This window comes from Mesorhizobium shonense (genome assembly GCF_040545255.1).
In the GTDB taxonomy this organism is placed as follows: Bacteria; Pseudomonadota; Alphaproteobacteria; order Rhizobiales; family Rhizobiaceae; genus Mesorhizobium; species Mesorhizobium shonense.
Genome location: NZ_JBEPLM010000011.1, coordinates 161,409 through 182,062 on the forward strand (window position 1 = coordinate 161,409; position 20,654 = coordinate 182,062).

The 20,654-nt window shown below is 63.5% G+C and carries 23 protein-coding genes; 15 read left to right on the forward strand and 8 right to left on the reverse strand.

The window, feature by feature from the left end; genetic code table 11:
- Positions 1-21: 21 nt before the first annotated feature.
- From ABID26_RS25560 to ABID26_RS25575, 4 genes are all read left to right on the forward strand, one after another.
- Positions 22-360, forward strand: coding sequence for an XdhC family protein (locus ABID26_RS25560; protein WP_126100569.1), 339 nt, complete (start codon positions 22-24; stop codon positions 358-360).
- 65 nt (positions 361-425) lie between these two features.
- The gene (locus tag ABID26_RS25565; RefSeq protein ID WP_292301799.1) at positions 426-1,130 is read left to right on the forward strand and encodes an XdhC family protein; all 705 of its coding nucleotides are present in this window, start codon (positions 426-428) and stop codon (positions 1,128-1,130) included.
- Positions 1,127-2,749 carry an NTP transferase domain-containing protein gene (locus ABID26_RS25570; RefSeq protein ID WP_126100567.1) on the forward strand — a complete coding sequence of 541 codons (1,623 nt, stop codon included), beginning with the start codon at positions 1,127-1,129 and terminating at the stop codon, positions 2,747-2,749. The genes ABID26_RS25565 and ABID26_RS25570 overlap by 4 nt, the downstream gene beginning before the upstream one ends.
- Positions 2,750-2,872: 123 nt before the next feature.
- The gene (locus tag ABID26_RS25575) at positions 2,873-3,724 is read left to right on the forward strand and encodes an alpha/beta hydrolase (protein WP_292301811.1); all 852 of its coding nucleotides are present in this window, start codon (positions 2,873-2,875) and stop codon (positions 3,722-3,724) included.
- Here ABID26_RS25575 and ABID26_RS25580 read toward each other — a convergent pair whose 3' ends face one another.
- On the reverse strand, positions 3,725-4,768 hold the full coding sequence (locus ABID26_RS25580) for a DUF1176 domain-containing protein (RefSeq protein WP_292301793.1): 1,044 nt from the start codon (positions 4,766-4,768) through the stop codon (positions 3,725-3,727). It abuts the gene before it with no gap.
- Between the two features lie 145 nt (positions 4,769-4,913).
- Here ABID26_RS25580 and ABID26_RS25585 point away from each other — a divergent pair, with 145 nt between their 5' ends.
- Positions 4,914-5,417 carry a DUF1993 domain-containing protein gene (locus ABID26_RS25585; RefSeq protein WP_292301791.1) on the forward strand — a complete coding sequence of 168 codons (504 nt, stop codon included), beginning with the start codon at positions 4,914-4,916 and terminating at the stop codon, positions 5,415-5,417.
- Between the two features lie 42 nt (positions 5,418-5,459).
- Here ABID26_RS25585 and ABID26_RS25590 read toward each other — a convergent pair whose 3' ends face one another.
- Positions 5,460-5,624, reverse strand: coding sequence for a DUF1127 domain-containing protein (locus ABID26_RS25590; protein ID WP_082954041.1), 165 nt, complete (start codon positions 5,622-5,624; stop codon positions 5,460-5,462).
- 165 nt (positions 5,625-5,789) lie between these two features.
- Here ABID26_RS25590 and ABID26_RS25595 point away from each other — a divergent pair, with 165 nt between their 5' ends.
- The 4 genes from ABID26_RS25595 to ABID26_RS25610 all read left to right on the forward strand — a co-directional run bounded on the left by ABID26_RS25595 (position 5,790) and on the right by ABID26_RS25610 (position 9,167).
- Complete coding sequence (locus tag ABID26_RS25595; RefSeq protein WP_189521228.1) at positions 5,790-5,933, forward strand: hypothetical protein; 144 nt, start codon at positions 5,790-5,792, stop codon at positions 5,931-5,933.
- A 92-nt stretch (positions 5,934-6,025) separates the two neighbouring features.
- A complete protein-coding gene (locus ABID26_RS25600; RefSeq protein ID WP_292301787.1) occupies positions 6,026-6,484 on the forward strand; it encodes a hypothetical protein in 459 nt (152 codons plus the stop codon).
- A gap of 310 nt (positions 6,485-6,794) precedes the next feature.
- Positions 6,795-7,862, forward strand: a complete 1,068-nt coding sequence (locus ABID26_RS25605; RefSeq protein WP_292301785.1) for an aldo/keto reductase — start codon at positions 6,795-6,797, stop codon at positions 7,860-7,862.
- Positions 7,863-7,898: 36 nt separating this feature from the next.
- Positions 7,899-9,167: a cysteine desulfurase-like protein gene (locus ABID26_RS25610; RefSeq protein WP_354416948.1), complete on the forward strand. Its 1,269-nt coding sequence runs from the start codon at positions 7,899-7,901 to the stop codon at positions 9,165-9,167.
- A gap of 1 nt (position 9,168) precedes the next feature.
- On the opposite strand, the gene ABID26_RS25615 is transcribed toward ABID26_RS25610, so the two are convergent.
- The 4 genes from ABID26_RS25615 to ABID26_RS25630 all read right to left on the reverse strand — a co-directional run bounded on the left by ABID26_RS25615 (position 9,169) and on the right by ABID26_RS25630 (position 13,943).
- Positions 9,169-10,197, reverse strand: a complete 1,029-nt coding sequence (locus tag ABID26_RS25615; protein ID WP_354416950.1) for a histone deacetylase family protein — start codon at positions 10,195-10,197, stop codon at positions 9,169-9,171.
- Positions 10,194-10,703, reverse strand: a complete 510-nt coding sequence (locus tag ABID26_RS25620) for a GNAT family N-acetyltransferase (RefSeq protein ID WP_354416952.1) — start codon at positions 10,701-10,703, stop codon at positions 10,194-10,196. Before ABID26_RS25620 ends, ABID26_RS25615 begins: the two co-directional genes overlap by 4 nt.
- Positions 10,704-10,926: 223 nt before the next feature.
- Positions 10,927-12,294: an aminotransferase family protein gene (locus ABID26_RS25625; protein WP_354416954.1), complete on the reverse strand. Its 1,368-nt coding sequence runs from the start codon at positions 12,292-12,294 to the stop codon at positions 10,927-10,929.
- Positions 12,291-13,943 (reverse strand): N,N-dimethylformamidase beta subunit family domain-containing protein, encoded by a 1,653-nt coding sequence (locus tag ABID26_RS25630; protein ID WP_354416955.1) that lies wholly within the window; start codon positions 13,941-13,943, stop codon positions 12,291-12,293. The genes ABID26_RS25625 and ABID26_RS25630 overlap by 4 nt, the downstream gene beginning before the upstream one ends.
- 288 nt (positions 13,944-14,231) lie before the next feature.
- Here ABID26_RS25630 and ABID26_RS25635 point away from each other — a divergent pair, with 288 nt between their 5' ends.
- From ABID26_RS25635 to ABID26_RS25650, 4 genes are all read left to right on the forward strand, one after another.
- Positions 14,232-14,480, forward strand: a complete 249-nt coding sequence (locus tag ABID26_RS25635; protein WP_354416957.1) for a ParB N-terminal domain-containing protein — start codon at positions 14,232-14,234, stop codon at positions 14,478-14,480.
- 126 nt (positions 14,481-14,606) lie between these two features.
- On the forward strand, positions 14,607-15,554 hold the full coding sequence (locus tag ABID26_RS25640; RefSeq protein WP_354416959.1) for an alpha/beta fold hydrolase: 948 nt from the start codon (positions 14,607-14,609) through the stop codon (positions 15,552-15,554).
- A gap of 136 nt (positions 15,555-15,690) precedes the next feature.
- Positions 15,691-16,086, forward strand: coding sequence for a GFA family protein (locus ABID26_RS25645; protein ID WP_126100555.1), 396 nt, complete (start codon positions 15,691-15,693; stop codon positions 16,084-16,086).
- Positions 16,087-16,367: 281 nt separating this feature from the next.
- Positions 16,368-16,580, forward strand: a complete 213-nt coding sequence (locus ABID26_RS25650) for a hypothetical protein (RefSeq protein WP_292301769.1) — start codon at positions 16,368-16,370, stop codon at positions 16,578-16,580.
- 14 nt (positions 16,581-16,594) lie between these two features.
- Here ABID26_RS25650 and ABID26_RS25655 read toward each other — a convergent pair whose 3' ends face one another.
- The gene (locus tag ABID26_RS25655; protein ID WP_354416960.1) at positions 16,595-17,500 is read right to left on the reverse strand and encodes a hypothetical protein; all 906 of its coding nucleotides are present in this window, start codon (positions 17,498-17,500) and stop codon (positions 16,595-16,597) included.
- Between the two features lie 186 nt (positions 17,501-17,686).
- Here ABID26_RS25655 and ABID26_RS25660 point away from each other — a divergent pair, with 186 nt between their 5' ends.
- Together ABID26_RS25660 and ABID26_RS25665 are read left to right on the forward strand one after the other, a co-directional pair.
- Positions 17,687-18,559, forward strand: coding sequence for an undecaprenyl-diphosphate phosphatase (locus tag ABID26_RS25660; protein WP_292301764.1), 873 nt, complete (start codon positions 17,687-17,689; stop codon positions 18,557-18,559).
- Positions 18,560-18,612: 53 nt separating this feature from the next.
- The gene (locus ABID26_RS25665) at positions 18,613-19,404 is read left to right on the forward strand and encodes a phosphodiester glycosidase family protein (protein WP_292301762.1); all 792 of its coding nucleotides are present in this window, start codon (positions 18,613-18,615) and stop codon (positions 19,402-19,404) included.
- A 45-nt stretch (positions 19,405-19,449) separates the two neighbouring features.
- Here the strand turns inward: ABID26_RS25665 and ABID26_RS25670 are convergent, their stop codons facing one another.
- Complete coding sequence (locus ABID26_RS25670; protein WP_354416961.1) at positions 19,450-20,412, reverse strand: Tim44 domain-containing protein; 963 nt, start codon at positions 20,410-20,412, stop codon at positions 19,450-19,452.
- Between the last annotated feature and the right edge of the window lie 242 nt (positions 20,413-20,654).

Here is a 20,654-nt window from a genome sequence, read left to right on the forward strand (position 1 = left end):
CAGACTTTGTGAGAAGCGACAATGGACGAGAGCATTTATCTCGATGAGGCCCGCGATCCCCTGATCATCGCGGAAGGCTGGATGAAGGACGGCAAGGATGTCGCCATCGCGACCGTGGTCGAGACCTGGGGTTCGGCGCCACGCCCGGTCGGCAGCCATCTGGTCATCGACGCCGAGGGGAATTTCCACGGCTCTGTTTCCGGCGGCTGCGTCGAAGGCGCGGTGGTGACCGAGGCGGTCGATGTCATAGACAGCGGCAAGGCCAGGATGCTGGAATTCGGCGTTGCCGACGAAACGGCATGGCAGGTGGGCTTGTCCTGCGGCGGCCGCATCAAGGTCTATGTCGAGCGGCTGGGCTAGAGCATGATCCCGCAAAGTGGGAACCGGTTTGCGGACAAGATCATGCTGCAACAAGAGACTTTCTTATGGACCCGTACGTTCTCAAGACACTCAACGAGGAACGCCGCGCTCGCCGCGCAGCAATGCTGGTCACCGATCTCGGTGACGGCCGCGACCGTATCGTGCGCGAGGGCGACCATGTTGCGGGCGATCTCGGGGCGGCGATCGCCAGGGCATTCCGCACCGGCAATTCGGAATCTGTCGAGGCGGAAGGGCGGACCTTCTTCCTCAACGCGCATTTGCCGCGCCCGCGCCTGGTGGTGATCGGCGCCGTGCATATCAGCCAGGCATTGGCGCCGATGGCCAGGATCGCCGGCTATCCGGTCGAGATCGTCGACCCGCGCACTGCCTTCGCCACGCCGGAGCGCTTTCCCGATGTGGCGCTGCATGCCGAATGGCCGGAGGATGTGCTGAAGCGCGAGCCGCTCGATAGCTACACCGCGCTTGCCGCGGTCACCCACGATCCGAAGATCGACGATTTCGCGCTGAAGGCAGCGCTCGATGCCAAGTGCTTCTATATCGGTGCGCTGGGCAGCAGGAAGACCCATGCCAAGCGGGTCGAGCGACTGCTGGCGCTCGGCGCCAGCGCCGACCAGATCGCCCGCATCCACGCGCCGATCGGTCTCGACATCGGCGCCGCGAGCCCGGCCGAGATCGCCGTCGCCGTCCTTGCGCAGGTCATCCACGCCTTCCGCTCGCGCGGTCTCGAAGCGAAAGGCGCCGTGGCGTGAAGTTCGGTCCGGTTCCGATCGATGAGGCCGAAGGCGCGGTGCTGGCACATGCGACCACCGCCGGCGAGCGGCGGTTGCGCAAGGCGCATCGGCTGAGCGGCGAGGATATAGCCGCGCTGAAGGCGGCCGGTATCGGCGAAGTCGTCGTGGCCGTTCTGGCTCCCGATGATCTTGGCGAGGATGCCGCGGCCGAAAAGATCGCGTTGAGCATGGCTCATCGCAACGTCGAGACGAAGCCCGCCGCAACAGGACGCGTCAACCTGCATGCCGAAACCGCAGGCATCTTCACTGTCAGCGTGGAAATGATCGACGCCATCAATGCCATCGATCCGTCCATCACCATCGCGACGCTGGCGCAGCACGCGCCGGTCGAGAAGGGCCAGATGGTGGCGACGGTGAAGATCATCCCCTTTGCCGTCGCCGCAAGCCTGGTCGATGCGGTGGTTAAGATCTGTGCCGGCGGCGAGATATTTGCCGTCAACGCCTACAATCCGGTCAATGTCGGCGTCATCCAGACGGTGCTCCCCAGCGTCAAGCCAAGCGTGCTCGATAAGACGCTGCGCGTCACCGAGGCGCGGCTGGCGCGCTCGGGCGGCCGGCTGACGGCGGAGCGGCGCACGCCGCATGAGATCGCGCCCGTCGCGGAAGCAGCAAGCGCGCTGGCCCGCGACAACGATATGGTGGTGATCTTCGGCGCCTCGGCGCTGGCCGATTTCGCCGATGTCATCCCGGCCGCGATCGAACGCGCAGGTGGTACCGTGATCCGCGCGGGCATGCCGGTCGATCCCGGCAATCTGCTGGTGCTCGGAACCTTGGCTGGCAAGCGCGTCATCGGCGCGCCCGGTTGCGCCCGCAGCCCCAAGGAAAACGGTTTCGACTGGGTGCTGGACCGGCTGATCGCCGGGCTCGAAGTGACCGCGCGCGACATTGCCGGCATGGGCGTCGGGGGTCTCTTGATGGAAATCCCGACCAGGCCGCAGCCGCGCGAGCCGCTGCCAGCGTCACAGTCGGCACGATCGGAGCCGAGGGTCGACATCGTGCTTCTTGCTGCCGGCCGCTCCAGCCGCATGGGCGGGCCGAATAAGCTGCTGGCACTGTTCGACGGCAAGCCGCTGGTACGCCGCACGGCCGAGCGGGCGCTGGGCTCGAAGGCCGCCGCTACCATCGTCGTCACCGGACATCAGCGCGAGCGCGTGCGTTTGGCGCTTTCCGGCCTCGATGTGAGGCTCGCCGACAATCCGGACTTCGTCGACGGTCTGGCCTCGTCGCTGAAGGCGGGTATCGCGCGGGTTGCGCCCGATGCCGCCGGCGCCATGATCGTGCTCGGCGACATGCCGGGCGTCTCGTCGCGGGATCTCGACAGCCTGATAGACGCCTTCCGCCGCTCCGGTGGTCGCGCCGTGGTGCGCGCCGCGCATCTCGGCAAGCGCGGCAACCCCGTGCTGTTGCCGCGTTCGCTGTTTTCCGCCGTCGCGCATCTCGAGGGTGACACCGGCGCGCGTCATCTGGTCGAGGCCGAGGGGCTCGACGTCATCGATGTCGAGATCGGCCAGGGCGCGTCGATCGATGTCGACACCCGCGAGGCGCTGGAAGGGGCGGGCGGCGTGCTGCAGGATTGACAAACCGAAGCCGAATTTCGCATGGCTCTGGGCATGTCTTTCCTGTTTCGTCGCCGCTTACCCCTCTCCGGCCTGCCGGCCATCTCCCCCTCAAGGGGGGTATCGACACTCTATGCCTGTCTGATTTCGCTGCTTTTCTTGTCCGTCAGCTCAGCGGACGCGCTTGAGCTAAAACCCTTCAAGGACGACCTCTTCGCCTATCCGGCGACGCTGTCGACCGGCGACAACGGCACCTACACGGTGCTCGACTATCGCGAGATGCGCGACATCAACCAACGCGACGAGGTGCCGGAAAAGCGCGTGCATGCGCAATACACCGATCCCGGTGTGCGCAAGGTGCAGCAGGATCTGATGCTGAAAACCGATGCCGGCGACGTCAGGCATATCGCGGTCGGCAAGACGGAAGGCGCGGCCATCATCGTGCTTTACCTGCATGGGCAGGGCGGCAGCCGCAAGCAGGGCGTCGACGACTTCACCTTCGGCGGCAATTTCAACCGCATCAAGAATCTGATGGCCGAAAATGGCGGCCTCTACCTCTCGCCGGATTTTCCCGATTTTGGCGACCGGGGCGCCGCGCAAGTGGCGGCGCTGATCGACCACTATGCCGAGAAATCGCCCGGCGCCAAAATCTTCGTCGCCTGCGGCTCGATGGGCGGCATACTCTGCTGGAAGCTTGCTGCCCAAAACGATACCGGCCGGCGTATCGACGGGCTGCTGCTGCTCGGTTCACTGTGGGATGAAAGTTTTTTGTCGAGTCCCGCCTTCAGACGCCATGTGCCGGTCTTCTTCGGTCAGGGCAGCAAGGACCCGGTATTTCCTGTGGAGAAGCAGGAAGCGTTCTTCCGCTTGATCATCGCCAGATCGAAGGCCTACCCGACCCGCTTTGTCCGCTTCGAGACCGGTACGCACGGGACGCCGATCCGCATGGTCGATTGGCGCGGCACGCTGAACTGGATGCTGAGCAAGGCGCCTTGATCAGGGCGGCGTGTTGTAGTCCAGGACCGTCTCGGGGTTGATCTCGCCGTCATAGGACGCGTCGACGTCGTATTGCACCAGCGAGAAATTGCCGTTGCGGAACAGATAGGTGCCGGCCGATGAAGCGTCGCCGACGCCGCGCCACTTGTTCATCGAGCTGATCGTCTTGGTCTTGTCGTCATAGTCGGAATTGACCAGTTGATCGTCGGTCTGGAAGCCGATGATATGGATCCCCTCGACCTTGCCCTCGCTGTTGTTGTTCTCGTAGCGGATGTCGAGCTCGGGTGAGGCGAATTGCAACTGCCTTACACCGTTGACGTCATCATAGATGTAATAGACCGCGCTTTCATTGTAGGCGGCCATCGAGCAGAAGAATCGGAAGAGGCGCGCCTCGCGCTCCGGCTCGTCGGCTCCGGCGTCCTTGTAGTGGATGGAGTGGGTGTCGGGCTCGCCGACCGGTTTGCCCTCCGGATTCTCCTTGTCACACTGTTCGCCGTAAGTGGCGAGGAAGGCTTTCTTGGCCTGTTCCAGCGCTCCATCCTTCTTCGGCGGTGGCGGGCCGTCGCCGCAGTTTGCCGGTACAGCGTCCTCGAAGTCCGAGCTCGACGGTTTCAACGCGCCCTTGTCGATGAAGATGGGCTGGAACGGCGGCTCCTGGATCTGCGCGTTGACCTGGCGCAGCATGTAGCAGCCGGCAAAGACTTTTGCCTCGCCCTTCTTGTCGGTCGCCTGGATGGCGACGGGAACGCTGTAGTAGATGCTGCCGGCGGCACCCTCGTTCGAAACGGCGCCGGTCTTGACCTCGACCGTATCGGTGTTGTCGTAGCCCTTGACGAAAGCGTTGAAATCTTTAGCCGGCTTTGTATCGCCGAAATAACCCCAGGCGCGGGCGAATTCATGCCGGCTGATGGCGCTGTAGAGCGAGCGGACGACCGCCTCGGCGCTGGATCTGTCGTCGATATAGGGCGCTTCGGCGGCGAGCGCCGACTGGCCGATGCCGGCAAGGGAGAACAAGGCAGTCGCTGCGAGAAAGATGCGTCTCATCAGGGAATCTCCGCTCGATAACGAAAATACTACCACGGCGATTGCGGCGGCGCGGTGACGCCGGGGCAGAGCTGCTTGAAGAATCGGGTCGGGAGGCACTAGCTGATCATCCGCGGCGCTGAGGCCGCCCAGGGAGATTACTCACGTGACCATATCCATGTACGACATTTCCGTGGCCGTCTTTTCGGCCCGGCTGAAGGCGCTGGACAGCGTGCTGGCGCTGGCCGAACAGAACGCTGCCGATCGCAAGATCGACCCGCAGGTGTTCCTGTCCGCCAGGCTCGCGCCCGACATGTTTGCCTTGACCCGGCAGGTGCAGATCGCCACCGACCATGCCAAGGGCGCGCCGTCGCGGCTTGCCGGCCGCGAAGTGCCGAAATACGAGGACAACGAGTCAAGCTTCGAAGAGCTGCACGCCCGAATCGCCAAGACGCTCGATCATCTGGCGAGCTTCTCAGCGGCCGATCTGGATGGCTCGGAGGAGCGGACGATCGAGCTCAGGCTTGCGGGGCGCGAGGTGTCGATGAGCGGGCTGCAATATCTGTTGCACGCCGCCATGCCGAACTTCTACTTCCACATCACCACGGCCTACGACATCCTGCGGCACAACGGCGTGCCGCTCGGCAAGGCGACGTTCCTGGGACGCTGAAGACCAAGAGGTTTCCCGGTGCCGGGAAACCTCTTTTCATCGTCAGCGTATCGACATTTCGCGGGCGATACGCGGGAAATCGGCCGGCTTGATGCCGATATCGGCGCGGTCGGCATTGCTCATCGCGTTGAGAAGCGCGAGCGCCGAGCGGTAACGCTGCTGTTCCTGCGGGCGTGGCCGCGCGAACATTTCGGTGAAGAACCCCATATCCCAGGCCCCTAATTTGTCCTCCACACGCCGAGCATATAGTGATTTGTTAAAATTGTGCAGTGCAGCAATTGCATGGCAGCCATGCCTGGCGAATTTTTTCATCACAATCGATTCTTTCTGAAACTTTCGCTGACGCTCTGCCGTACGCCTCGATGCTGGCGCATGGCCGGCTTTTTCCTCGCCACTCCTGGCGATCTTGCCGGGCTGCACGAAAATGCAGCCCGGCCTTTTATTTCGGCGAGTCGGGCAACGGGTTTCGGAGCTGAAAAGGCCGCAATTGTTAACGTCGCCGGCATTCATTTTTAACGAGAGCGATCTATGGTCGACGGCAGAATGAATGCCGTGACGACAAGAGGGAGGCTGAGATCGGCACCGGGAACAAGCTCGATTTCGCTTCGTTGCTCGACGACCTGATCATCGCCTCGGAGAAGGGTGAGGACGGGGGCGCCCGGCCATCCATTCCGTTCGACTACCTTTCGGTGGCGGACGAGCTTCACTCCGGCCGTATCAAAGTTGCCGGCGAGAGCGTTGCCGCTGAATATCGTGAGGCAGGCGCTGACCTTGCCGCTGAGTTCGCGGCACTTCTCGACCAGGCTAAGCCCGCGCTTGCCGACGAAGAGCACGGGCCGGAAGAAAAGCTGCCGCCGGTCGATCCCGAATCGATTGCCGGCGAGCTCGGCCTCGATCGTCCTGCCAAGAATGCCGATTTCGGCCGCATGCGCCGCAACTTTGCCTTCTCCAACCATCCCGACCGCGTTGCCCCGCATCTGCGCCAGCGCGCCATGATCCGCATGCAGGTGGCCAATATGCTGATCGACGAGGCCAAGCGGCGGGCGCTGGCAGGGGCTAGGCGGTAGTTCCCTCGACACCGGTATTTGAGAGGTTGCAGGCTTGTCGGCGGGCGAAGATTTCGCCGTTCGTTTCCGTCAATCGGCGCAAGCGCCGGGGATTGGCTGAAGCATCCCCAACCTCATCATCCAGGGCGAAGCAGGCGCGCAGCGACGCAGCGCAGACCCAAGGATGACGAACTGACTGCGCTTCGGCCCATGTCCGCACTGTGCGATTTTGCCAAACGACTGTGCGATTTTGCCAAACGCAAGCATTTTGCTTTATGCTTGAATTTCCCTCCCGCGCAGCCCGCGCAAAACCTCCCGCCGGAGACATTCCATGCAAAAACGCCGCCTCGGTCGGACCGATCTCCTTGTTTCGCAAATCTGCCTGGGCTCGATGACCTGGGGCCAGCAGAACACCGAGGCGGAAGGTCATGCGCAGATGGACCTGGCATTCTCGCGCGGGGTGAATTTCATCGACACGGCCGAACTTTACCCGATCCCGCCAAAGGCGGAGACGCAAGGATGGACCGAGAGGATCATCGGCAGCTGGATGAAGGCGAAGGGAAACCGTGACAAGGTCGTCATCGCCTCGAAAGTGGTCGGCCGCACGGCCAACACGTGGTTCCGCGGCGATCGGCCATCGAAGCTGGTACGCGCCGACATCTTTGATGCGGTCGAGAAGTCGCTGGCCAAACTCCGCACCGACTATATCGACCTCTACCAGATCCACTGGCCGGACCGAGACATTCCGTGGGGCTCGAATCCGACACGCGTCGGCGCGGTTGCACGGCGGGCCGACGCTGCCGGCGCTCCGGCGGGCGAGACGCCGATTGCAGAGACGCTCGCCGTCTTCGAGGAGCTGGTGAAGGCAGGCAAGATCCGGCATCTCGGCCTGTCGAACGAGAGCTCGTGGGGCGTCATGCGTTTCCTAGCCGAATCCGGCAACGGCATCGGCCCGCGCGTCGCCTCGCTGCAGAACGCCTACAATCTGGTCAACCGCACCTTCGAGGTGAACCTGGCCGAGGTCTGCGAGCGCGAAGAGATTTCGCTGCTTGCCTATTCGCCGCTGGCGCAGGGCTATCTGACCGGCAAATACGATCATGGGGCGCGGCCGCAGGGCTCGCGCTCACAGCTCTTCAATCGCGGCCAGCGCTACGAGACGCCGAATGCGGCAGAGGTGCTGCTCGAATACAATGAGCTGGCGCGCTCCTTCGGCATGGAGCCGGCGCTCTTCGCCAATGCCTATGTGTCGAGCCGACCGTTCGTGACCGCGAACATCGTCGGCGCAACAACCGTCGCGCAGCTCGACACGGCGCTGTCCTCCGCCGAGGTCAGGTGGACGGAGGAGATGCAGAAGGCTGTCGACGCCATCCATCAGCGCGTCGGCAATCCGTGCCCGTGAGCGGAAATCATTAGAAAAGACAAAGGGATGGAGACAATGGCAGACTTTCCGATCGAGGTCGTGCGCGGGAAGTTTCCGGCACTTTCGCTGACCGACAAAGGCCGCCGCCGCGTCTATCTCGACAATCCCGCCGGCACGCAGGTGCCGCAGGCGGTGGCCGACGCCGTGTCGCGCTGCCTGCTCACTACCAACGCCAATCTTGGCGGTTTCTTCGAAACGACGGTCGCAGCGCAAAAAGTGGGCGACGAGGCGCATGCTGCGATGGCCGACTTCCTCGGTGCGGCAAGCGTCGAGGAGATCATCATCGGCGCCAACATGACGACCTTGACTTACCACATGTCGCGAACGCTCGGCCGGACGATGAAGCCGGGTGACGAGATCATCCTGACGCGCATGGACCATGAGGGCAATGTCTCGCCCTGGCTGCAGCTTGCCGAGGATCTCGGTCTTGTCGTGCGCTTCCTGCCGTTCGACGAACGGAGCTGGCAGGTCGAGGAAAACGCTTTGAAGGCGCTGCTTTCGGAAAGGACGCGGCTCGTGGCGCTGAACTATGCCTCGAACCTCACCGGCTCGATCAACCGCGTGAAGGCACTGACGGCGATCGCCAGGCAGGCCGGCGCGCTGGTCTATGTCGATGCCGTGCAGTTCGCGCCGCACGGGCTGATCGACGTGCAGGAACTCGGCTGCGATTTCCTGGTCTGCTCGGCCTATAAGTTCTTCGGGCCGCATATGGGCATACTGTGGGGCCGTCGCGACGTCATCGATACGCTCAAGCCATACAAGTGCCGCTGCTCATCGAACGGCCTGCCGGAGCGTTTCGAACTCGGCACGCCGCAGATCGAGCTGATGGCCGGCCTCACCGCCGCGGTCGATTATTTCGCCGATCTCGGCGCTGCGGCTGGCGAGGGCGGCTCACGGCGGCAGCGGATTGCGAAAGCCTTCGAGGTGTCGATCGCCTACGAAAACGCACTGGCCCGGCAGTTGATCGAAGGCCTGTCAGATATCGCTGGCCTGACCATCCGCGGCATCACAAATCCGGAGCGTTTCGGCGAACGCGTGCCGACGGTTTCCTTCACGGTCGAAGGCATCGCGCCGGAGACGATCGTGCGGCAGATGAACGCCGAGAACAATTTTCTCTGGTCGGGCCATAACTACGCATGGGAAATCGTCCACCAACTCGGCATTCCGCCGGAACAAGGTGTCGTGCGCATCGGCATCGCCCATTACAACACGGCGGCAGAGATCGGCGAGACGCTGGAAAGCGTGCACCGCGTGATCGCGATGCTGAGGCAGCAGCGCTCTTGAGCTAACCCTTCTTGCCGCCGAAGCCGGTCAGGAACGCGGTCAAGTTGTCGCCGAGCGCATCGCAGAGATAACCGCCCTCCTGGACGATCACCGTCGGCAGGCCGAGCCCGGCAATCGCCTCGCCGATGCGCGCGAAGCCGGGCGTCGTCACAGAAAGCCCGCCGAACGGGTCGCCTTCGAAGGCATCGAGCCCGAGCGCCACGACCAACGCCTCGGGCGCGAAAGAGTGGACGCGCCGGAAGGCTGAGGCCAGCGCTTCGAGAAACGCAGCGTCGCCGGATTTGCGCGGCAGCGGCAGGTTGAAATTGTAGCCGAGGCCGGGGCCTTCGCCGCGCTCGTCGGCATGGCCCCAGAAAAAGGGATAGAAGCGCACCGGATCGGCGTGCAGCGAGACGGTGAGCACATCGGGCCTCGCGTAGAAGATGCCTTGCGTGCCGTTGCCGTGGTGCAGGTCGACATCGAGGATGGCAACCCGTGCCGCTTGTCCGCGCAGGACCTGTGCGGCGACCGCCGAATTGTTGATGAAGCAGAAACCGCCGGCGATGTCCGCGAAGGCGTGGTGGCCGGGCGGTCGGCAGAGCGCATAGGCCGAAGGCGCGCCGGCCATCACGGCTTCTGCAGCCTCGACCGCGCTCCAGGCGCTCCACAGCGCGCTGTTCCAGGTCTCGGCCGAGATCGGGCAGGCGGTGTCGGCCATGTGGTAGCCGGCCTGGCCGACCGCCGAGGCCGGATAGGAGCCGTCGCGGGCGATCGGGTGGATGTTCGGAATGACCTCTGCCGAGGCGCCTTCGATACGCTGCCAGCGTGCGAAGATGTGCTCGAGGAAGTCGAGATATTCGGGCGTGTGCACGGCGGCGATCGGCCCGAGGCCATGATTTTTCGGTCTCTCGATCGTCAGGCCGGCCGATCTTGCGCCGGCTAGCAATCTTTCGACCCGCTCCGGCTTTTCCGGATTGGGCTGGGGAGCGCCGCTGGAAAGGAAGGCCTTCGGGTCGTGGCGCTTCTGTTCCTCGGCATAGAAGGCTTTCATCGTTCTTCCTCCGGCGCGTCGGCAAAGGCGAAGAAGGCGTCGCCGACGATCTTTTGCACCTGCTCGTAGCTCGACCAGCCGATGCCGAGCTTTTCATAAAAAGCCTTGGCGGTCTCGTTGTCGGTGTCGACGGAGAGTCGGAGATAGATGCCGCCCGCCGCGCGGCATTCCCTGGCCACGCGCCGCAGGAGTTTCTCGCCGATGCGGCGGCCGCGAAAGCGGTCCTCGACATAGAGGTCCTGCACGTAAACGCCTGGCCCGCCCATCCAGGTCGAGAAAATCGGGAAATGCAGGCAGAGCCCGGCGAACTCGCCGCCGACCTCGGCGATCAGGGTCGAGAAGGCGGGGTTTTCGCCGAAGCCGTAGCGGCGCAGGTCATCGGGGGTGGAGGTGATTTCCTGATGCGCGCCGATGTGGGTGCCGAGGCGGAGCAGGGCGGCGTGGATGGTTTCGATGTCGTCGATACGGCCGGGGCGGAGGGTGATTGCCTGTGAGGGTTTACTCATGGAGAGGATGGCGCCAAGGCACCCCCCTCTGGCCTGCCGGCCATCTCCCCCTCAAGGGGGGAGATCGGCGGTTTCTGCGCTGCCGCCCACCCTGCGACGTTTGGGATTTGCGAAGGCTGTCGTGACGGCCAATCTCCCCCCTTGAGGGGGAGATGTCCGGTAGGACAGAGGGGGGCGCGAAGGAACGCAAACATCTCAGGATGTCTCAACACGCCACCCGATCCTATCTTCCCACCGGCAGATCGAGTTCCGCGGCCAGCGTTTCCAGCGCGTCGCCAAGGACCGCGATAATCTCGCCGATTTGCTCGCGGGTCGTGATCAGTGGCGGGCAAACCATGAAATTGTCGCTCACCGGTCCGCCACGCACGCGCCGCGAGTAGATGATCAGCCCGCGTTCAAACGCCAGGTCGATGAGCCGCAAATTGGCGTTGAGGCTTTGCGGCAGCGGCGTCCTGGCTACGGGGTCGGCGTAAAGCTCGGCGCCCATGAACAGGCCCTTGCCTCGCACGTCCGCTATGAAAGGGAAGCGGCCGGACAAGGTTTCGAGCTCGCTCCTCAACACCTCGCCCATGGCGGCGGAATTCTCGGTCAGGCCAAGGCGGTCGACCTCGCCGAGGACGGCAACGCCCGCCGCGCAGGCGACAGGATTGCCGCCATAGGTATGGCCATGCAGGAATCCACCCGCCTCAACAACCGGCCCGACAATCCTCTGGGTCGCGGCAAGTGCGCCGAGCGGCGCATAGCCAGATGAAAGACCCTTCGATAGCGCGACGATATCCGGCCGGCAGGCCCAGTGGTCTCCGCCGAGGAATTTGCCGGTGCGCCCGATGCCGGTCATCACCTCGTCGTGGATGAGAAGGATGCCGTAGCGATCGCAGATTTCACGGATCCGCGGGAAATAGCTGTCGGGCGGGACCAGCGCCGCGGTTGCGGCGCCGCCGATCGGCTCCATGATGAAGGCGAGCACGCTTTCAGGCCCTTCCTCCAGGATTTTTTCCTCCAGCATGTTCGCGTAGCGGACGCCTCGCTGTTCTATCGAAAGATTGTCGTGATCGCGATGAACAAACGGAGCCGGTACCAATGGCATGGGCCGGCCAACCGGGTCGAATGTCTTGGTGAGGACGTCATCGCCGGTCACGGCAAGCGTACCGAGCGTGATGCCATGATAGGAGGGCATACGCCCGATGGTCTTCCAGCGTTTGTCCTGACCTGTCGCCACCGCCCATTGCCGCGCGAGCTTGACGCAGGCCTCGACCGCCTCGGAACCGCCGGATACGAAATAGATGCGGTCGAGCCCGTTCGGGAGCCGGTCGGCCAACCCCCGCGCGAGTTCGATGGCCTGCTCGTTCTCGAATTGGAAGATGTAGGCGAAGCTGACGCGATCCAGCTGCCACTTCATCGCATCGATGACATTGCGGTTGCCATGACCAACGTTGACGTTGACCGCGCCGCTCGATCCGTCGATGTAGCGGCGGCCGCTCTTATCCCACAGGTAGATGCCGTCGGCGCGGTCCACCATCGGCTGAGGCCGCCGCGTGAAATGGAAAAGGTTCTGTCGGCGGTCGGTTTCGACGGACTGCATGGCGCTCATTCACCCTTCTTGTCTCGGCCAAGATAGCGGTCGAGAACATTTTTGGTCACGCGTTCGACCATCGCGTCCTGCCTTAGCAGGCCGGCGACCCATTCGCAGCTTCCGGCGTGGAAGACCTCGCCCTTGCCGCGCGGGAAATTGACGATCATGCCGTCGCCGCGCTTGACCTTGTCGAGATTGGCGTCGCTGGCCTCGCCGAACAACGTCTCGGCGGTGAAGCGCCCGTCCTCGTCGGTGAGGAACTGGTCCTCGATCGGGATGTCGGCGCTTTCCTCGACCTGGCTCGCCATGCCGACCGCCAGCACCTGCAAGCCGTCCGGCGCGCCGCTGGTGGCGGTCGGATAGGGCAGGCCGCCGCGGATCTCGAAATCGAGCCCGTCGACCTCGTAGCCATAGACATGGCTGTCGGCGCCGAGCAGGTCGCCATAATAGATGCCGGTGCCGGCAAAGGCCCAGTGCTCGGGCCGGTAGACCGGGAAGCCGCGCACGCCGCGCGGCGCGCAGCCGCCCCAGCCGGCATAGACGCCCCTGGTCGCGTTAAGGCCGAAGGTGGCGCTGCCCGGACGGCCGATCTCCGGTGCTTCCCAGGAATTGGTGGCGCGGGTGACATCGCCGCCGCGATAGGCGGGGTCCTCGGCGCGGGCTCGGTACTTGTAGCAGACCTGGCGGCGGCCTTCGTCCTCCAGCCTGGTCTGCCACATGAAATTGCCGGCGAAACGGGCGGCACGACCGCCTCGCTCGACGTAGTTGTCGACCGCGTCGCGCATCTCCCAGGTCCAGTATTCGTCATGGCCAACGAAGGCGACGCAGTCATAGCCGTCGAGGATTTCGGGCGAGAAATGCAGCTCGTGCTGGCTGGCGATATCGATTTGATAGCCGGCGCGCTCGGCGAAGCGGAAGAAATGGCTGTCGTAGCTCGCCCAGCCGGAAGAGGCGTATTTCTTCGAATGGCCAGTCGCGAAGGCCCATTCCATATGCGGATAGCGCGGCACCGTCTTCGGCGGCACAGCGACTTCCAGCGGCACGCGCGGCGCCTCCTTCGGCAGCACGACGAAGCCGCGGCACCAGGGGCGCTGCGTGGAAACCATCGTCGCGTATTGATCGCGGTTCGGGCCGGTTATGCCCTGATAGTGGTTGGAGCCGCCCCAGGTGTTGTAGGCAAGCCAGGTGCCGGTCGCCGCGACCTGCAGCAGGCGGCCGGGTTTTTTGCCGGGCAGGGGCGCGACGAGGAAGAGATGGTGGCTGTGGATCGGGCTGCCGTCCCGCCCTTCGGCCGATAGGGTGACGCGATAGGCGCCCGACGGCCAGTCGTTGCCGATGCGGAATTCGAACGAGGCCTCCCAGCCGCAGCCTTCGACCGAGCATTGATCGGGTGTCTCCTGCCAGCGTGCCGAAAGGCCGGTCTTCTCGAAGACCTTGGTTTCGCTGCCGCCGTCGCGGATGACGACGATGCCGAATTGCGGTGCCGTCGAGCTGACATGCAGCACCACGGTCTCGCCCGGCCGATAGGAAAAACGGTCGCTGTAGCACCAGATCTCGCCGCTCGAGCCATCCATGCCCGGCCATTCATAGTAATGGCCGCGCACCGCCTCGCGGCGCTGCTCGGGCGTCAGCCCGAAATCGGGAAATTCGGTGGGCAGTCGCGTCAAAGAGCACCTGAAACCAAGACGCCGCCATTGAGACCATCAGCCGGCCAAGCGTCAAATGGAAACAATCGGGCCAGCGAGCGCTTGGCCATATGCGGCAAACCAACTATTTCATTCTAGGGTCTATCGATATTCAGGTGAGGCCGGCCTGCGAACGGCAGTTCCCTGAGCTTCCGGTGCTCACGTACTTCAAGTACGCTCCGCTCCGGTTCGCGGAAACTGCCCTTCTCGGCTCGGCCTGACCTGAATCTCGACGGACCCTAAGGCAAGATTTCCGCACTGGGAGCCGACATGCTGCGCGTGCAAAAGGTCAAGGTCGACGACATCTACGTGCCAGCGGCGCGCCGCAAGACGCTGCATCCCGAGACCGTGCGCCATCTTGCCGAGGACATCCTCGAGAACGGCATGAAGATGCCGATCCAGGTGCGTCACGACGGCAAGCGCCATGTCCTGGTCGAGGGGCTGCATCGGCTCGAGGCCGCCAAATGGCTCGGCGAAACCGAGATCGATGCCTACCTCGTCCAGGCGCGGCGCCACTAACCTTCCTTTCTCCACTTGGGCTCGAGACGCAGCAACTCGCCGCCCGTTTCCATTTTTTTTGGGCAAGCCATGTCGGCTTGGGCTTTGTCGCCGCGTCCTTGGGCACACAGACGGAGGAGACCAAAAGTGTCCAAGACCCTGCTTTTAGCCATTCTCGCGTCGGTCGTGGCCCTAATTGCCGCGCCGGACGCACAATGCGAGGAGTCCAAGCCTGCCATGACCACCGAAGCCAAAGCCCTTTTGAAGCCGGAAAGATCCGGCCTGCTGCCGATCGACGGCCTGAACTATTACTTCGCCATCTACGGCAAGGGCGAGCCGCTGCTCCTGCTTCACGGCGGGCTTGGCTCGACCGACATGTTCGCACCGATCCTGCCGAAATTCGCCGAGCATCGCACCGTGATTGCCGTGGACCTGCAGGGTCATGGCCGCACCGCGCTCGGCGAACGGGCATTCGGCCTTGAGGCGATGGGCAACGATATGGCGGCCATCGTCAAGGCGCTCGGCTACGACAAGGTCGATGTCATGGGCTATTCGCTGGGTGGCGGCGTTGCCTTGCGCATGGCCGTCCAGCATCCGGAAGCCGTGCGCCGGCTGGTCATGATGTCGACCGGCTACGCCGCCGATGGCTTCTACGACGAGATGCGCCCGCAGCAGGCGCAGGTGAGCGCGGCGGCCGCCCCGTTCATGAAGGACACGCCGATGTACAAATCCTATGTCGCCGTGGCGCCGAAGCCAGAGGATTTCCCGAAGCTGCTCGACGCGCTCGGCAATTTCATGCGCAATGACTATGATTTCTCGGCCGATGTGCCGAAGCTGAAGATGCCGGTCATGCTCGTTTATGGCGACAGCGATATGTACAAGCCCGAGCACGAGATCAAGTTCTTCCAATTGCTCGGCGGCGGGCTGAAGGACGCGGGCTGGATGCGCGAGAACCTGTCGCAGAACCGGCTGGCGATCCTGCCCAACCGCACCCACTACGATGTCTTTCTTGCGCCGGAACTCGCTGCCACCACGCTTCCCTTTCTCGACGGCCAGACCAAGGTGAAAACCTGGGACGAGATGGTCAACGAGTAACCCTTGACCGCTGGCTGCCCGAGGGAAGGCGGCCAGAGGCATCACGACAATCGATAGCATCCCATCAAAGCTTTTTGATTGACCACGCCATGCCGGCCGCTACCGTGCCCGCACTCCCACGAACCGAGTGCTTGTGATGACCAAATACCAAGGCGGATGCCTGTGCGGCGCGGTGCGCTATCGTGCCGAGGCCGAGCCGATCAACGAGCGCATCTGCCATTGCCGGGTCTGCCAGAAGGCGATCGGCGCCGCCTTCAACGCGCGGCTCCTGTTCCGCATCGAAGACGTGACCGTCGAAGGGCCTTTGGCGACGGTCAATTCATCGCCGGATCTCGAGCGCGGCTTCTGTCCCGCCTGCGGCACGACGATGTTTTCGCGCCGCGACTCCAGGGGCATTCTCGGCATCACGTCCGGCTCGCTCGACGATCCGTCCGCGTTCAAGCCAGACATGCATTTCTGGACGGCGTCCATGCAGCCTTGGGTCCGGCTCGATGATGGTTTGCCGCAATATGAGGGCGCGCCTCCGGCTTAGAGTTTCTTCCTCCTCCCCTTGCGGGAGAAGGTGGCCGAGCGAAGCTCGGTCGGATGAGGGGTGTTCCAGCTTGGCAATGCGCTTGAAATTGCCGCCGCCTCATTCCTTCCAACACCCCTCATCCGTCGCCTTCGGCGACACCTTCTCCCACAGGGGGAGAAGGGGAAAACTGCACAAAAATTTCATCTTCGATTCACGAGATAGCCGGCAAAGCGTCATTGGCGGGCCATCATTGGCTGCCTATCTAACCGCCATGCGGGAAGGCATCGAGGAGGCGACGGATGAGCGAGAGCATCAACACCCTGGACGAGCTTTTGAACGACCCGATGATCCAACTCGTGATGGAACGCGACCGCGTGCGCCCGGCGGAACTCCGCATGCTCTTGGAAAAAGCGCGCGACAGGGCCGCCGACGATTCCCGGATCGACCAGCCTATGGTGCCGCCGGCCCATGTCGTGGCCAGAAGCTGCCTTGCGCAATGGCTGTACCGCTAGAGCCGTGAAGGGCTCTAGCTCGAATGCGCCGGCAAATAGCTGTAATGGTTGCGGAAATAGGCAATTTTAAAACCGAGCCGCGCGTAGTTGCGGTAGGCCGGACCGTCGCGGTCGGGGTGTGGCGCCTCGATATCGGCGACGAACAGTTTCGCGCCGGCGGCGATGCCGTCGCGCACCAGCATTTCGCCAAGCACGGCGTCGAGATCGAAACTCGGCGCCATAATGCCTGGAACCGGCGCGTCGATGCCGCTCCAGGCGGCGCCGTCTGAGATGAACAGCGAGCGCACCGCGACCACCGCGGCATCTCGTTTCAGCATGTAGTGACGCCAGCCCTTGCGGCCGACCAGCGCCATGAGCCAGGGCGAAGTGGGCAGTCTGTACTTGCCGTCGATGAAGGCAGCCCATTCCGGAGCCGTTTTGGACGTGACCTCTTCGACTGACACATCGTCTGACGGGAAGAGTGGTTTGGCCGGCAGCGGCGTCGCGTCGCGGAAGATGCGTTCCCAGCCGCTCTGATGCTGCAGCCCGCGTGCTTCCAGCCAGCATCTCAACCGCGACGGCTCGGTATGCGGACTGGTGTAGAACCAAGGCCGCAGGATGCCGGCCGCGCGATAATGCGCCAGCAGCGCATCGAGCTGAGCCTCCGAAGCCGGAGCCTCGACGCCGATGTTCTTCGCGCAGTTGAAATGGATGAATGGGATCGTCGTGCAGGTGGTCCAGACCAAGTCGCCGTCGCGGGCGATCGACAGGCCGTGCCGGGCGGCAAAATCCGCGGGCGCCGCGTCATAGAGGTCGAGCCAGGCATTGACCTCGGCGCGTTCGATGGCGCGGCTCAGATCGCGCGAGACATCCTCGACCGCAATTTCCGGCAGGTGCGGCTCCGGCGGTGGCTGCAGTTCCGAGAGGGCGGCGGTCGACATGGTGGTCTCCTCCGATCTACCTTACAGTGTAAGATTAGCGGATGATAATATGGAGGCGCCCATTGTCAAGCAAGATTAGCGGCACCTTACAAATCCGTGAGTTGGATTCCCGGTTTCGCGCGGTTAAGGCTGTCCTTGAGGGGCTTTGCGAATGACGATGCACTTTGTTCTGGGGAAAGGACCGGGATGACCGACGTCTGCACGCAGGGACTGGATACGGGCTTTGTCGGCCTGGGTTATGCCAAGGTGGCGTTTCTCGGCATCGTGCAAGGCATAACCGAACTGCTGCCGATCTCTTCAACGGCGCATATGCGCGTCGTGCCTGCCGTGCTCGGCTGGCAGGATCCCGGCTCAGCCTTCTCCGCCGCCATGCAGCTTGCGGCCTTGGCGGCGGTCGTCAGTTATTTCTGGAGCGATGTCAGGGATGTCGCGGTGGGTTCGCTGTCGGCGCTCGCAAGCCGCGATTTCGCCAACCGCTACTTTCGCCTGGCGGTCGGAATCGTGCTCGCGACCGTTCCGATCGTCATCGCCGGCCTTGCGCTTTCCGGTGTTCTCAATGCCTGCAACTCGCCGCTGCGAGGGCTGGCCGTGATCGGCTGGGCCTGCATCGTCATGGCCGTGCTGCTGGCGCTCTCCGAAATCTATGCCCGCCACAGGCTGACCCTCGAAAAGGTGTCCGTGCTCGACGCCTTGCTGGTCGGCGTCGCCCAGGTCGGCGCCCTCATCCCCGGTGTGTCGCGCTCGGGGTCGACGCTGACGGCGGCGCTTGGACTTGGCTATGCCCGGCCGGAGGCGGCGCGGCTCTCCTTCCTGCTCGGCCTGCCGGCGATCGCGCTTGCCGGCCTGAAGGAGCTTTGGGAGCTGCATAAGATCCATCTCGGCGCCTATGGCTGGTCGGTCCTGGCCGTCGGCCTTGTCGTCGCCTCCATCTCGGCCTTCTTCGCCATATGGGGGTTGATGCGGGTGCTCGAGCGCTTTTCCGCCTGGCCGTTCGTCATCTACCGCGGACTGCTGGGCATCGTGCTTTTGATCGGCGTCGCTTTCGGCTGGTTGAGCTAGAGGCCCTCACAGAATCCGCTATACCGGCACCTGGACATTCTTCGGGTGCGCTGATGGATCTCGCGACGCTTCTGCAATCGGTGCCTTTGCTCGCTGCGCTGGTGAAATCGGCGCTGCCGGCCGCTTTCGGCGCCGGCTTAGGCGCAGGCCAGTGGCTGGCGGCGCTGCCGCCATGCCGCGACCACACTTTCGAAAGCGCGGCCTATCTGGTCTGCGAGGCCGATCCGAAGCATTATTCGATCGAGTTGTTCTGGAAGAACAAGGACGGCGATCTCTATCGCTCGCTGCACAATCTGCGCACCGCCGAGCAGGCCGCCGGTCGCACCATGCTCTTCGGCATGAATGCGGGCATGTATCACCCCAACCTTGCGCCGGTCGGGCTCTATGTCGAGCACGGGCAACAGATCACATCGGCGAAGACCGGGGCAGGCAGCGGCAACTTTTCCATGCAGCCGAACGGCATCTTTTATCTCGGCGACGGCAAGGCAGGCGTTCGCGCGACGAAGGACTTTTTGAAGCGTTCGCCGCGCGTGGATTACGCAACCCAGTCCGGGCCGATGCTGGTCATCGACGGCAAGCTGCATCCGAAATTCCAGGCGGGCAGCCCGTCGCGAAAAATCCGCGACGGCGTCGGTGTGCGCGCCGACGGCGTTGCCGTTTTCGCCATCTCCAACGACGTCGTGACCTTCCACGAATTCGCGCGCCTGTTCCGCGACGAGCTCGGCTGCCCGAACGCGCTGTTCCTCGACGGTTCCATATCCAGCCTGTACGCGCCAGCCATCGGCCGCAACGACGATTTCTGGAATCTCGGGCCGATGATCGGGGTGTTCAGGCGAGGCCGGTAGGCACCAGCGTAGGTTACCGCGGCGCGGATAGCGCCGCGGTTGCGTTTAGCTGGACGCGTCCTGGATTGCGGACAGCAGCCATCGCCCACCGGCCTCGCGGGTGAAGGTCCACAACTCGGTGGCTTCGACCGGATTTCTCGGGTCGCCTTTTTCGACGGCGCCGGTCTGGCGGTTGCGCATGACATCGATGGCCGACCAGCGCATTGCCGCGGTGGCGTAATCGCGCGAGCCCTCTCGCCACGCCTCCGCAATATCGGCTTCCAGCAGCTCGAGATTTGTGACATCGTTCTTGAGGCCATGGGTTGCGTTGTCCGCCAGCTCCTCCGAAAGGTAGGAAACCATCTCGGGCGTCGTCAGCCTTCGCAATCCCTGGTGATCCTCGCGACTGAATGCGGCCTGCACGTCGCCGAGGATATTTTCGAACGCGTCCCGATCGGCATCCGTGATGCCGATTTCGTCAGCGCCGGATGCGCCGAAACCCGTGGTGCGGGATGGGTGGCTGTGCTGCGCGCCTCCCCAGTCTTGCCGGCCGAAGGGAAAGCCGGAGCTTCTCATATTGGCCGGCGCGGCATTATAGCGGCTGAAAAACCGCATCGCCAGCATGACGAGGCCGCCGATGAGCAGCAGCTGGAAGATGAAGCTGAAGCCGCCGCCGATGCCGCCGAAGCCATGGCCGAGCATCATGCCGAACAGGCCATTGAAGAGCAGTCCGCCGACCAGCCCGCCGACCAAGCCGCCGCCAAACCCATTCCAGAATCCCGGGCGCGCCTGGCCTGGAAACGACTGCGACGGCGGGATCGACTGGGTGGTGTTCGGCGTCATCGAGCGCGTCACGGGCGCGGTATAGGGCGCTGTCCTGGTCGGGGCCGGGGCTTGGAAAGTCCTGCTGCCGCGGCTGCCGAAACTGCCGCCCATGCGCGCCTCCGCCGGGCCGATGGTGACGCTTCCGAGCGCCATCAGCAGGATCAGGAAGATCGATGCAACTTTGATCGCCCGTGATTTTGACATTGGTGACAATCCTTTGGTCGGAGCGTTTCAACGCATCTAGTGAGCCTCCTATATGGGTACGAATTGGGGCAGGGTTAGACCCCGACTTTCAGGACATAGGTTGTAGCGGCCCACAGCCCCATCCGATCAGCCTGTTGCTTTCTCGAATTCACGGCGACGCGGCCGGCCGCGAATCGCTTCCCCGACCAAAAGTAAATTTTGATTCAAACTTTGTTGGTAATTTCTCATTAGGAAAGGGGCTT